Origin of the sequence: Bradyrhizobium liaoningense, assembly GCF_018130955.1 — a bacterium.
Lineage (GTDB): Bacteria > Pseudomonadota > Alphaproteobacteria > Rhizobiales > Xanthobacteraceae > Bradyrhizobium > Bradyrhizobium liaoningense_C.
This window is the reverse complement of sequence record NZ_JAFCJM010000009.1, coordinates 1-12,681: the sequence shown is the minus strand read 5'-3', so window position 1 is coordinate 12,681 and position 12,681 is coordinate 1. Positions and strand designations below refer to the sequence as shown.

Here is a 12,681-nt window from a genome sequence, read left to right as displayed (position 1 = left end):
GCCGGCCGAACCCGTTTCGGCCGGCCTTTTTTCTTGATCACTACTCTATTTTTTGACGCGTTTTCTTGACGCGAACCGGCATCCACTTCGCTTGAAAACGCTATGTCTTGCGCCGCGTCTCCGGCATCACCAGCAGGACAAGCAACAGACCGGTCGCGGCGACACCGGCGAGCCCGATGAACGCGGTGCTGCTGCCGAACTTGTCGCTGATATAGCCGCCGAGCACGGTCGAAAGTGACGCGCCGATGCCGGTCGCGGTGCCGACGATGCCCTGCGCCAGGTTGAAATGGCCGCTGCCGAAGGCCACGTCGGCCACGATCAACGGAATCATCACCGCGAACACGGCAGCCGTGATGCCGTCGAACACCTGCACCAGCACCAGCAGATAGGGGTCGCGGACCGTCGCGAACAGCAGGCCGCGGATCGCGAGCGCGCCGAATCCGATCAGCAGCAGCGGCCGGCGGCCCCATTCCTGCGCCTTGCGTCCGACCGTCGGCGACATCAGCGCGACGATGGCCTGCGGCACGATGATGCAGCCGGCGATCAGCACCGTGGCCCATTGGCTCGACCGCGTCGTCACCACGCTCGCCATCAGCGGCAGCATGGCCGCATTGGCGAGCTGCAGCAGCATCACGCTGGCTGCGAAGATCAACAGCGGCCGCTGCCGTATGAGATGCCAGATATTGGTATCCGCCTTGTCGGACATGTCGCGCGGCATCGCGCCGTGGCTGCGCGCGACGTCGACCTCCTCTTCGCGGATCCGCGACAGCGCGATCAGTGTCGGAATGGCGAGCAGGAAGGTGACCAGGAACACCGAGCGACTCGACAGGAGATAGCCGGCCGTTCCCATCACGGCCGCCGCGACGCCGTTGCCGAGTGAGGCGAATCGGGCATTGCGGCCGAGCCGCTCGCCGATCGCGAACGGCCCGACCAGACCGAGGCTGATCGCGGCGATCGCCGGTCCCAGCACGCAGCTTGCCGCCGCGTGCAAGGTCGCAGCCGCGACGACCACCGGAAAAATCGGCATGGCCGCGTAGGCGAGCGCCACGCAGCCGATGGTCGCGACCGCAAGGCCTGCGACCAGCCGCTCTGATTTCGCGGCGTCGATGATGGCTCCGCCCGGCATCTGGCCGATCAGCCCGACGATGCCGCCGATCGACAGCACGAGGCCGATCTCGACCTGCGTCCATTTCTGTGTCGTCAGGTAAACCGCAATGAAGGGGCCGAAACCGGTCTGCACGTCGGCCAGGAAAAAAATGAACCAATCGAGCCCGCGCAGGCTCTGGCGCGACGGAGTAGGCGGTTCCCGCGGCTTCGAAGACAAAGGCTCGGTGCTGCGGCTTTCGCCGTGATCGTGAACCGGAGGAATCGGTTTCATGGACAAGCGCACCGGCGGTCTGCCTCCCCTCTTCTCACGGCATGATCTGAAGGGGTTGCAGGGTGCCGGACGCACCGAGCACGACGAGCGGGGTGTCCTCCTTGTATTCGGGCGCGGCCGCGACCTGCGCTTTGGTCAATTCGAGCGAGATGCTGTCCTTCTTGTTGGCGACCTTGCCGAAGCGCAGCGCGCCCCAGTCGACCACGATCTTGCGGCTGCCGACGCCGAGGAAGCCGCCGAAGTCGATCACCGCCGCCCGCACCTTGCCGTCGCGGTCAACGATGACGTCGACGATACGCCCCATGTTCTCGTCAGCCGTGCTGCGCACGTCACGGCCGAGCACGCCATGGGCGTCGCTGGCGCCGATGATGGTGACCGAAGGCGGCGGCGCCGCCTCCTTCGGCACCGCCGGCACCTGGGGTGGCGGCGGTGGCGCATTCGGCTCGGTCTGCGCTGTCGGCGGATCGTCGGTGGCACGCAAGGCAACCGTCGTGAAGCCCACGACCATCATCGCACTCAGCAGCAACCGCCCGATGGTACGCATACGGCTTTCCTCCCGCTGTGGCTCCTTGTTTGAGCATGATCTTTCCGGAAAACCGCTACACACTTTTCCGGATCATGCTCTAGCGCGCCAGCACGATCGACACCTGGATCTGACCGCGCGTGCGCAGCACTTCCAGCGCCACGTCATCGCCATGGCGACGGACCCTGAGATCGACGCTGGACTCTCCGAGCCCTAGATCGTGCAACACCACCTCGTTCAGGAACGCCGGCAGATGCGGGTTGCGCAGACGAATCTCGTTGCGGGCGACGTCGAACTCGATGCCGAGAGCCGCCTCCAGCAAGGTGAACGGCGTCGCGCTCGCCCAGGCCTGCGGCGCGCAGGCCACCGGATAGAGCGTCGGGCCGCGCCGCTTCTCGCGCCGGAAGCCGCAGAACAATTCCGGCAAGCGCCGCAGGTCCATATAGGTCGCCGCATCGAACAGGCCCTTGAAGACATGGGCCACGGAATGCTTCAGCCCGTAGCGGGCGAGCCCCAGCGCGATCAGTGCGTTGTCGTGCGGCCAGATCGAGCCGTCATGATAGGACATCGGGTTGTAGCGGACCTCGCCGAGCGCCACGGTGCGGATACCCCAGCCGGAGAAGAAATGCGGCCGCATCAGGTCGGCCGCGACATTCCGCGCCCGGTCCTCGCGGATCATGCCGGAGAACAGCAATTGTCCCGCATTCGACGTCCGCACCTTGCAGGGCCGCTTGGCGCCGTCGAGCGCGAGGGCATAGAAGCCGAGATCGTCGCACCAGAACGCCTGCTCGAAACGTTCGGCAAGAGTAGTGGCTTCTGCCATAAGCTGCGCCGCCTGGTCGGGCTTCCGCAGCCGGAACGCGCAGCGGGCGGCCAATTGCTTGGCCGCGAAGACATAGCCCTGCACTTCCGCAAGCGCGATGTAACCCTCGGCCAGCGTGCCATCGGCATGGAAGATCGCATCGTAAGAGTCCTTCCAGCCCTGGTTGGCGAGTCCCTGCTCCGAGGCGCGCTGATATTCGACAAAACCGTCGCCATCGGGATCGCCGGGACCGTCGATCCAGGCCAGCGCCATTTCGATCGCCGGCCACAGCTCGGTCAGCGTCGCCTCGTCGCCGGTACGCTCGAAATAGCGGCCGGCCAGCAGCACGAACAGCGCGGTCGAATCCACGCTGCCGTAATACTGGGCGAACGGCACCTCGCGCAGCGCCGCCATCTCGCCGCCGCGCATCTCGTGCAGGATCTTTCCAGGGTTGGCGTCGGCGAGCGCATCATCGCGCTTGGCCTGGAAATGCGCGAGCCGCCGCAGCACGCCTCTTGCGACCCGGGGGTCGATCCACAGCATCTGAAGCGCGGTGATCAGCCCGTCGCGGCCGAACGTGGTCGAATACCAGGGGATGCCGGCATAGGGGTAACGCCCCTGCGGCGTATCCGTCATCAACATGTTGAGGTCGGCCATCGCCTGGCACAGCACCTCGTTGAAGATGTTGTTGGAGGTCTCGATGCTGGCGGCGCCCTTGGTCGACTGCCGCATCTCGCGGCGATGCGCCAATAGCCCTGCGAAGAACCGCGCGGGTTTCAGCGTCGGCCGGTTGCAGGAGACCGCAACGAACAGCGATTTCGCCTGATGGGGCTCGAGCTCCAACTGCCAGGTCGCGGCGTTGACCGACAGGCGGCTCGGACGCGGATCGAAATGCAGCGCCGCCGCACGCTCGGCCTCGTCGAGGCCGCGATACTCGAACACGACGTCCGTCGGTCCGTTCAGCCGGCTCGAACCGGTGCCGCGACGCTTGCGTTTTTCGCCGCGGACCTCGAACAGATCGGCAAAATCGCTGTCGAACAGCACCGTCATCTCGAAGCTCGCGAGACGATCGCCGTGGTTCTGCACGCCGATACGCTGATAGGCCGTGCCGCGCCACAGGAAGATCGTGCGCACGATGTGCAGCATGTCCTTCTGGAGGACGATGCGGCCCTGGCGGTAGATGTCGGGATTGGTCAGATCGACCGTCAGCGCCGAATTGTCGTCGCGCAAATTGGAGCCGAGCAGCAGCGGCTGGAGATCGTCGAGCACGAGCTCGAGCCGCGCCAGATAGCGGGTGTCGCAATGGAACAGGCCATCAGGACCGCCGGCGGACGCACCGATGTCGCCGTGGCTGTCGAGCACGATGAAGGTGTCGTCGTGCTTGAGCGAGCGCCGCGGTCGCGCCGCGGGACCCGTCATGGGAATATAGAACGGCTGTTCCTCGATCATCTCCACCGCTCGGGCCGCGGCGATCTGGGTTACGACTTCGGCTGACATGCGCTCATCCCCTGCGCTCATTGCGCACGACCTTTCGGACCACGCGCCGTTGTCCAAACGCAATCGACTTGAACGCCACTCACTGAATTACGCGGCGAACTTGGCGAGCCGGTTCATCTCCTGGGTCACCAGCTCGCGATAAGGACCATGGCCCTGCATCAGGCGGTCGGGCGATCCGTCCTCGATGATCTTGCCGGCCTTCAACACCAGCACGCGATCGAAGTTGCGGAGCGTTGCCAGCCGGTGCGCGATCGCAATCACGGTGCGACCGCGCATCAGGCGTGACAGCGACTCGCGGATCGCCTCCTCCGACTCGCTGTCCAGCGCGGCGGTCGCCTCGTCGAGCAGCAGGATTGGCGCGTCCTTCAGGAAGGCGCGTGCAATCGCGATACGCTGGCGCTGGCCGCCGGACAGCTTGACCCCGCGATCGCCTACCATGGTGTCGAACCCTTCAGGCAGTGTCTCGATGAAGTCGCAGCGCGCCGCTATCGCAGCCCGCAACACCTCGTCGTCGGTCGCATTGGGCCGACCGTAGCGGATGTTTTCGCGGATCGAGCGATGGAACAGCGAAATGTCCTGCGGCACGACCGAGATCGCCTCTCGTAGGCTGAGCTGCGTGACCTTGGCAATGTCCTGGCCGTCGATGGTGATCGTGCCGTCGTCGACGTCGTAGAACCGTTGCAGCAGCGTGAACAGCGTGGACTTGCCGCCGCCGGACTGCCCGACCAGGCCGACGCGCTGGCCCGGCTGAAGCCGCAGGCTGAACCGCTCAAAGATCGTCTCGCCGCCCGGATAGCCGAAGTTGACATTATTGAAGGCAATCGCGGCACCGCTCTTGACCAGCGGCTCGGCCTCGGGATGATCGCGCAGTTCGTGCGGCACGAGCAGCGTTGCCACCGCCTCCGTCAGCCTTGCGACGTGCTGGGTGACGTCGACCAGAGCGACGGCCAGATCGCGCGTGGCGTTGAGGATGGAAAGCCCGAGCGTGCAGACCAGCACGACGTCGCCGGTCGTGGCTTGTCCGCGCTGCCATAGCGTGATCGCCCAGGCGAGCAGCGCAATGGTCAGCAGGACGGTGACGCCGGCATGGGTCAGCCGCAGCTTCTCCAGATAGCGCAGGCTACGCCCGCGCGCGGTGAGTTCCCGGTTCACGGTCGCATCGAACCGCTCATGCTCATGGCTGATGCCGCAGAAGGCCCGCACCAGCGGCATGTTGCTGATGACGTCGATCATTTCGCCGTCGACGACGGCGGCCTTGTCGGCGAAATCGTCGTGCAGCGGCTTTCCAGCGGCCGCGAGACGGAACATCGCTATCACCATCCCGCCGGCGATCACGATCAGGCCTGCCGACATCTGGGGACTCACGGTTCCAATCAACAGGATTGCCGCAATTGTGGCAATGCACGGCGGCAACACATTCCAGACGAACATGTTCTCGACCGTGAACACGGCATTGGATGTTGCGGTGATGCGACTCGTCAGCATGCCCGGCATGCGATCAGAGAAATAGCTCGGCGCATGTCCCGTGAGATGGCGGAAGATGTCGCGGCGGAGATCACCGGTCACGCCGACAAAGGTGAAACTCGCTGTCCAACTCGCGATCCGCCATAGGAAGTTGTCGGCGGCGATGAGCGACATGAGGAAAATGAATGCCAGCCATACACCGCCGCCATACGCAGGACCGCCCGACAAATTATCGACGAGATGTTTGACGCCATATTGCGTGCCCACTGAACAGGCAACCGCGGCGACTACGGCGGTGAGGATCACCAGATGTGACGCGAGTCGCCGGCGGAGATAGCGCAAAACAAAGGCAAACGGCCGCCTCGCGTATCCTGAGAGTTGATCCATGTGGCTGCCACCCCGTCGTGAGAATTGTCAGTGTTGCTGTTGGCCGATTGAACATCGGCCGCTTCGCCTCGGTTCCATCGCGGGCACATCACGACATGAGGATGCGGACGATCTGAGAAGAGGTGATGGCATGATCAAGACGCGTAGCCCGATGTGTCGAATAAGTAACGTTTGTTGAGAGGAACTTCGCAGGTGCGGGAACGTTCCCTCACCTGGCATGCCGGTGCCGATATGCGCTGGGGGTATTCAGACGCTCAAGCACACTAAGGAGATCGTGAGATGCGCATCGCGCAGGTAGCTCCGTTGACGGAGGCTGTTCCACCCAAGCTTTATGGCGGCACCGAGCGGGTGGTGCATTGGTTGACGGAGGAACTGGTGGCGCTCGGCCACGACGTCACGCTGTTCGCGAGCGGGGACTCGCAGACGTCGGGAAAGCTGGACGCGTTGTGGCCCAAGGCCTTGCGCCTCGACGGCGCGGTGCGCGATCCGAACGCGCTGCACATGGTGATGCTCGAGCGCGTGCGGCAAAAATGTGACGACGAGGAGTTCGACTTCCTCCACTTCCATCTCGACTATTATCCATGGTCGCTGTTCTACCGGCAGCCGACGCCGTTCCTCACCACGCTGCACGGCCGGCTCGACCTCCCCGAACACCAGCCCGTGTTCAACACTTTTTCTAGAATCCCTGTCATCTCGATCTCGACCGCCCAGCGGCGGCCGGTGCCGCAGGCCAACTGGCTGCGCACCATCCACCACGGCTTGCCGGAGAATCTGCTGATGCCGCAGCCGGGGAAGCAGGACTATCTCGCCGTGCTCGGCCGGATCGCCCCGGAGAAAGGCGTCGACCGCGCCATCGAGATCGCGACCCATTGCGGGATTCCGCTGAAGATCGCGGCCAAGGTCGATCGCGCCGACCAGGACTACTATGACGAACTGATCAAGCCGCTGATCGAGAACAATCCGCTGGTCGAATATATCGGCGAGATCAGCGACCGGGAGAAGCCGGAGTTCTTGAGCGGCGCGCTCGGGTTGCTGTTGCCGATCGACTGGCCGGAGCCGTTCGGCCTCGTCATGATCGAGTCCATGGCCTGCGGCACGCCGGTCGTCGCATTCAACCGCGGTTCGGTGCCGGAGATCATCGACGAGGGCCTGACCGGCTTCGTCGTCGAGGACGTGCTCAGCGCAGCCGCGGCGGTCGGGCGCCTGCCGCAACTCAGCCGCACCGCAATCCGCAAGCAATTCGAGACGCGTTTCACGGCGCGGCGGATGGCGCTCGACTATCTCGCCGCCTATCGCAGCCTGATGGAAGCAACAGCGCCGCGGATCAAGCTGGTGAGCAGCGCGGAGTAGGAAGGCACGCCGCTTCCACGCTCTCCACTGTCATGCCCCGGCGCGACCGGGGCATCCAGTACGCCGCGGCTCCTCCGTATTCGATTGACGTCTCTGGGATACTGGATCGCCCGTCGGGCAATGACAGTGAGAGTGTGGATAAGGACTACGTCACCACCGTCCGCTTCGGCCCGACGATCTCGAACATCCGCGGGAATTCGTCCATCAGGCCCATCAGCTCGGCGAGCCGCATCGGGTTGCCTGACAGCTTGACTTTGCCCGCCGCGACGGCCTCCGGAAAGCTCGTCTGCTTGGCGATGACCTCGTCGAGCGTTGAGCGCGCGAGCGTGAAGCTGGCATCGGCGTTCTCGGCCTGCATGCCCTCGGTATAGGTGAGCGCGGAATTCTCAAGATTGAGGACAAAGGTCTCGCCGGTATCCAAAAAACTCCAGTTCAGCACGATGCGCTTGCCTTCGGCCTTGGGGCCGTTGAGGCGGACGCCGAACACGTCCCAGAGCTGCTCGGTGCGCAGCGCTGCGAGCGTCTCACGCGGCATCGGCGGGCGTGGCGGCGTCTTCGGCATGCCCTGGCGCAGCTCCTGTGCGCCGAACAGATAGGCGTTGCGCCAGGTCGAGCTTTCGGCGGCATAGCCGAGCTGCTCAAATGTGTCGGCGAGTAGCGCGCGCGCGGCCTTATTTTCGGGCTCGGCGAAGACGAGGTGGCTCAACGCCTGCGCGACAAAGCGGAATTCGCCGCCCGCAAAATCCGCCGCCGCGCGCGTCAGGATCGCTTCGGCGCCGCCCATATACTCGACATACTTCTTTCCGGACTCGACCGGCGGCAGCGGATCGAGATTGACGGGGTTGGCGTCATACCAGCCGAGATATTTTTGGTAGATGGCCTTCACATTGTGCCTGATGTGGCCGTAATAGCCGCGGCCGTGCCAGGCACCCTCCAGGCTGTTCGGAAGCCGGATCGTCTCCGCGATCTCGCTCGCGGTCAGGCCATGATTCATCAGGCGGATGGTCTGGTCGTGCGCGAACTTGTAGAGATCGCGCTGCTCGCGGATCATGCTGTCGATGCGCTCGCGGCCCCATACCGGCCAGTGATGCTGGCCGCACATCGCCTCCGCCTTGCCGCCCCAGAGCCGCAGCGCCTCGTTGAGATACTTTGACCAGGCCAGTGCGTCGCGTACGTCGGCGCCGCGGAACGGCAGCAGATTGTGAAAATTGTGGGTGCAGTTCTCGGCGAGGTTCAACAGCTTGTAGCGCGGGATGAAGAAATGCATCTCCGCCGGCGCTTCCGAGTTCGGCGCCATCTGGAATTCGAATTCGACGCCGTCGATCACGCGCCTGTCGCCGGTGGCCATGATCAGGTCTGTCGGCCGCAGCAGCGCCACCGAGCCCGCTGCCATTGACTTGCCTAGCCCGCAATCGACCTGCCCGCGCACGCCCTTGGCGAGGAACGGGCCGAACTGATATTGCGCGCGGCGCAGCATCGCCGGCCCCGCGATGATGTTCTCGGAGACCGCATGCTCCATGAACAGGTTTGGCGCGATGATCGGCACGCGACCGGTGGCGAGCACGTCTTCCTCCAGCACGCCGCGCGCGCCGCCCCAGTGGTCCGTATGGGTATGCGTGAATATGACGGCGGCGACCGGGCGCAGGCCCCGATGCTTGAAGTAAAGCTCCATCGCCGCACGCGCGCCCTCGATCGAGGTCAGCGTGTCCACGACGATGACACTGCTGTCGCCTTCGATCAGCGTCATGTTTGCGATGTCGAGCCCGCGCACCTGGTAGACGCCCGGAACGACCTCGAACAGGCCGTGATTCATGTTGAGGCGCGACTGACGCCACAGGCTCGGATTGACGGTCGGCGGTGCCTCAGAGGCATCGAGGAATCCGTATGGCTCGAGGCTCCAGACCATGCGCCCGCCTGGATTGACGATCTTCGCGTTGTCGATGGTACCGAGGAAGCCCCGCGCGGCATCCTCGAAATCGCGCGTGTCGGAGAACGGCAGCGCATCCAGGACCGCCTTGTTTTGAGCGATGACGGAGGGGGATGCGTCCTTTGGCGTTTCGGCGGTCTCGGTCATGTTCTTCACTCCCTCACGTCAAACGATGCTCTTGCTTTTGGGGCCTTCAGCGAAACGCCAGCCCCTCGAACCGGCCGCTCTCGCGCCATTCATCGATATATTTGAAGTAGGCGTTGGGGCCGGCGGGATAGCCGACATTGAGCCGGGCCTGCGGACCGGGCTCGCGTCCCTCGTTGTTGTAATAGCCTGGCGTGCAGTCGGGCGAGCCGATCATGCGACCGACACCGGTGAGCAGCAGGTCGATCCAGCGATCCTCGGCCTCCTTGGTCACCTCGACTTCCCCAAAGCCATTCTTGCGCGCGTAGCTGACCGTCAACGCGATGGTGCGGGCGGCATCGGTCAGATTATGCGGCACGTTGGAGATGAGGTTTGCGCCCTGCGCTGGCTGCACGAAGAATGCGTTCGGGAAGCCGTGGACGTGGATACCGTGCTTAGAGCGCATGCCTTCGGCCCAATAGTCCGACAATTTCAGGCCGCCCCGTCCCGTCAGGTCGAATCCGGCGCGACGCTCATAGGCAGTGCCGACCTCGAAGCCGGACGCATAGATGATGCAGTCGAGCGGATACTCCCGACCCGCGACGACGACGCCGTTCGCCGTGATCTGCTCGACGCCCTTGCCGTCGGTGTCGACGAGATGCGCGCCAGGCCTGTTGAACGCCTGAAGGTAGCTGTCGTGGAAGCACGGCCGCTTGCAGAGCTGGCGATACCAGGCCTTCAGCTTTGCCGCGGTGTCGCGATCGCTCACGATGGTGTCGACCCGGGCGCGGATCTCCTCCATCTTCTCGAAGTCGGAATCCTCGAAGGCCGTGAGCATGTTTTGCGGCGTCCTCTGCTCGCGAGGGAGCTCGATGATCTTGGCGCGAATACGCCGGCCCAGATCGGTCCAGCCGTCCTGGACGAGATCGATCTCGGCGGTGCCGCCGGCCTGGTTGGCCGTAAAATTCTCCAGCCAGCGCTGCTGCCAGCCTGGCGTCGCGATCCCGGAGAACCAGTCTGGATCGATCGGCGCGTTGCCGCGAACGTCGACCGATGACGGCGTGCGCTGAAAGACGAAGAGCTCCTTGCAGGCCCGCGCGAGATGCGGCACGCACTGCACTGACGTCGCCCCCGTGCCGATGATGCCGACGCGCTTGTCCGCGAGCTTGTGCATCGGGCCGCCTGTGGGATCGCCGCCCGTGTAGTCGTAGTCCCAGCGGCTGGTGTGGAACGAGTGCCCCTTGAAGGTTTCGAGGCCGGGGATGCCCGGCAGTTTGGGCACATGCAGCGGCCCTGTCCCCATGCCTACGAACTGTGCGGTGAAATCATCGCCGCGATTGGTCTTGATGCGCCAACGGGAGCCGGCCTCGTCCCAATCGATGCTCGCGACCTCGGTGTGGAGCAGCGCATTGTCGTAAAGGCCGAACTGCCGGCCGATGCGCAGGCAGTGGGCGAGGATTTCCGGCGCATGCGCATATTTCTCCGACGGCATGTGGCCGGTCTCTTCGAGCAGCGGCATGTACACCATGGACGCCGTGTCGCATTGCGCGCCCGGATAGCGATTCCAGTACCAGGTGCCGCCAAAATCGCCGCCCTTCTCGATAACGCGGACGTCGTCAATGCCCGCCTCCTTGAGCCTCGCCGCGGTCGCAAGCCCCGCAAAGCCTCCGCCGACGAAGGCGAAGGTGACGTGATCGGTCTTCGGTGCGCGCGGCGCGACGGGCGTATAGGGGTCGTCCAGATAATGGGCGAGCTGCCCCTTGATCTCGATATACTGGTCGTTGCCGTCGGGCCGCAGGCGCTTGTCGCGCTCCTCCCGGTACTTGTTGCGCAGCCACTCCTTGTCGATCGAAGCAGCCTGCCGGTCCCGGGATTGATCCGCCATCGTCATCGGGCAGCCTTTCTACGGCGTCTGTCGCGCCTTCGTTGTCGTTGTGGGCCGCATCTAACCGCATCTTAACCCCGGTTCCAACCGATCCCTTGTGTCCTGCGCAGCGCGCGGTACCATCGGGCCATAAAAATACGCCGACCCCGGAGGAGGGCATGGGCTGGACAAGAGGCGCGCTCGGCATCGTCGCATGCCTTGTCGCGGAATTCGTCGTCGCACCCGCTGCACGCGCGCAGAGCGACTATCCCAGCCGTCCCATTCATATCGTGGTGCCCTACCCGGCCGGCGGCATCGTCGACATCGTCGCCCGCACCGTCACCGAACAGATCGGCCGCGATCTCAAGCAGTCGATCGTGGTGGAGGCTCGCCCCGGCGCCAACGGCAACATCGCAATGGCGGCCGCCGCCCGCAGCACGCCCGACGGCTACACCTGGCTCGTCACCGGACCTGCCGTGCTGGTCAATCCCACTCTCTATAAGGATGCCGGGTGGGAGCCGATGCGCGACTTCACCTGCGTCGGGCTCGCGGTCTGGAACGAAAGCGTGGCTGTGGTGCCGCCCTCGCTGAAGGTGAAGTCGATCGCCGAGCTCGTGGCGCTGGCAAGGGCAAAACCCGGCGAGCTCAACTTTGGCAATCCCGGCGTCGGAACCTCGATTGATCTCACGGCACAGAAATTCTTCCAGGCGGCAAATATCAAGCTCGCCAATGTCAGCTACAAGGGCCAGCCGCCGGCGCTGATCGACCTCATTACCAGCCAGATGCATTTTGAAATCGTCTCGCTGGCACTGGCGCTCCCGCACATCAAGAACGGCACGGTGACACCGCTCGCCGTCTTCACCGACAAGCGCGTGCAGCAGCTTCCGGACGTTCCGACGATTGCGGAAGCCGGCTTTGCCGCGGCGGCCTATGTGCCCTGGTACGGCATCTACGTGCCGTCAGCGACGCCGCAGCCCGTCGTCGACAGGATCCACCAGGCCATCAACACGGCGCTGGACAATCCGGCCGTGCGGAAGAAGCTCGCGGTCGCCGACATTCCGGGCAAGCCGACGGCGCTCGCCGAACTCGCCACGCTGATGAAGAGCGACTACGACAAGCTTGCCGAGATCGTGAAGGCGAGTGGCATGATCGGCCAGTAAGGCCGTTCCCTTCTCCCTTTGTGGGAGAAGGTGGCGCGCAGCGCCGGATGAGGGGTTCTCTCCGCGAATTCATCGCGAGAGAATCATTCGTGGAGACAGACCCCTCACCCGGCTTCGCGTCCCGCGAAGTGAGCAACCGGCGAGATGGGTAACAGTTCAAACCGACGACATGGGTAACACAATTCTTGTTTCGTTCAGGTCTGTTG

The 12,681-nt window shown here is 64.3% G+C and carries 8 protein-coding genes; 2 read left to right on the top strand and 6 right to left on the bottom strand.

Annotated features, from left to right (window positions below):
• Positions 1-100: 100 nt before the first annotated feature.
• The 4 genes from JQ632_RS09815 to JQ632_RS09800 all read right to left on the bottom strand — a co-directional run bounded on the left by JQ632_RS09815 (position 101) and on the right by JQ632_RS09800 (position 6,051).
• The gene (locus JQ632_RS09815) at positions 101-1,378 is read right to left on the bottom strand and encodes an MFS transporter (protein ID WP_212402105.1); all 1,278 of its coding nucleotides are present in this window, start codon (positions 1,376-1,378) and stop codon (positions 101-103) included.
• Positions 1,379-1,412: 34 nt separating this feature from the next.
• Positions 1,413-1,922, bottom strand: coding sequence for a PRC-barrel domain-containing protein (locus JQ632_RS09810; RefSeq protein ID WP_212402104.1), 510 nt, complete (start codon positions 1,920-1,922; stop codon positions 1,413-1,415).
• A gap of 79 nt (positions 1,923-2,001) precedes the next feature.
• On the bottom strand, positions 2,002-4,200 hold the full coding sequence (locus JQ632_RS09805) for an amylo-alpha-1,6-glucosidase (RefSeq protein ID WP_212402103.1): 2,199 nt from the start codon (positions 4,198-4,200) through the stop codon (positions 2,002-2,004).
• A gap of 87 nt (positions 4,201-4,287) precedes the next feature.
• Positions 4,288-6,051, bottom strand: coding sequence for an ABC transporter ATP-binding protein (locus JQ632_RS09800; RefSeq protein ID WP_212402102.1), 1,764 nt, complete (start codon positions 6,049-6,051; stop codon positions 4,288-4,290).
• Between the two features lie 279 nt (positions 6,052-6,330).
• On the opposite strand from JQ632_RS09800, the gene JQ632_RS09795 reads away from it, so the two are divergent.
• Positions 6,331-7,401 (top strand): glycosyltransferase family 4 protein, encoded by a 1,071-nt coding sequence (locus JQ632_RS09795; protein ID WP_212402101.1) that lies wholly within the window; start codon positions 6,331-6,333, stop codon positions 7,399-7,401.
• A 145-nt stretch (positions 7,402-7,546) separates the two neighbouring features.
• On the opposite strand, the gene JQ632_RS09790 is transcribed toward JQ632_RS09795, so the two are convergent.
• Complete coding sequence (locus tag JQ632_RS09790; RefSeq protein ID WP_212402100.1) at positions 7,547-9,475, bottom strand: alkyl/aryl-sulfatase; 1,929 nt, start codon at positions 9,473-9,475, stop codon at positions 7,547-7,549.
• A 46-nt stretch (positions 9,476-9,521) separates the two neighbouring features.
• A complete protein-coding gene (locus JQ632_RS09785; protein ID WP_212402099.1) occupies positions 9,522-11,342 on the bottom strand; it encodes an NAD(P)/FAD-dependent oxidoreductase in 1,821 nt (606 codons plus the stop codon).
• Between the two features lie 152 nt (positions 11,343-11,494).
• Here JQ632_RS09785 and JQ632_RS09780 point away from each other — a divergent pair, with 152 nt between their 5' ends.
• Positions 11,495-12,475 (top strand): tripartite tricarboxylate transporter substrate binding protein, encoded by a 981-nt coding sequence (locus tag JQ632_RS09780; RefSeq protein ID WP_212402098.1) that lies wholly within the window; start codon positions 11,495-11,497, stop codon positions 12,473-12,475.
• Positions 12,476-12,681: the final 206 nt, after the last annotated feature.

Coding starts and splice junctions, on each gene's coding strand:
- JQ632_RS09815 (WP_212402105.1), bottom strand. CDS start 1,378: ATGAAACCGATTCCTCCGGTTCACGATCACGGCGAAAGCCGCAGCACC.
- JQ632_RS09810 (WP_212402104.1), bottom strand. CDS start 1,922: ATGCGTACCATCGGGCGGTTGCTGCTGAGTGCGATGATGGTCGTGGGC.
- JQ632_RS09805 (WP_212402103.1), bottom strand. CDS start 4,200: ATGTCAGCCGAAGTCGTAACCCAGATCGCCGCGGCCCGAGCGGTGGAG.
- JQ632_RS09800 (WP_212402102.1), bottom strand. CDS start 6,051: ATGGATCAACTCTCAGGATACGCGAGGCGGCCGTTTGCCTTTGTTTTG.
- JQ632_RS09795 (WP_212402101.1), top strand. CDS start 6,331: ATGCGCATCGCGCAGGTAGCTCCGTTGACGGAGGCTGTTCCACCCAAG.
- JQ632_RS09790 (WP_212402100.1), bottom strand. CDS start 9,475: ATGACCGAGACCGCCGAAACGCCAAAGGACGCATCCCCCTCCGTCATC.
- JQ632_RS09785 (WP_212402099.1), bottom strand. CDS start 11,342: ATGACGATGGCGGATCAATCCCGGGACCGGCAGGCTGCTTCGATCGAC.
- JQ632_RS09780 (WP_212402098.1), top strand. CDS start 11,495: ATGGGCTGGACAAGAGGCGCGCTCGGCATCGTCGCATGCCTTGTCGCG.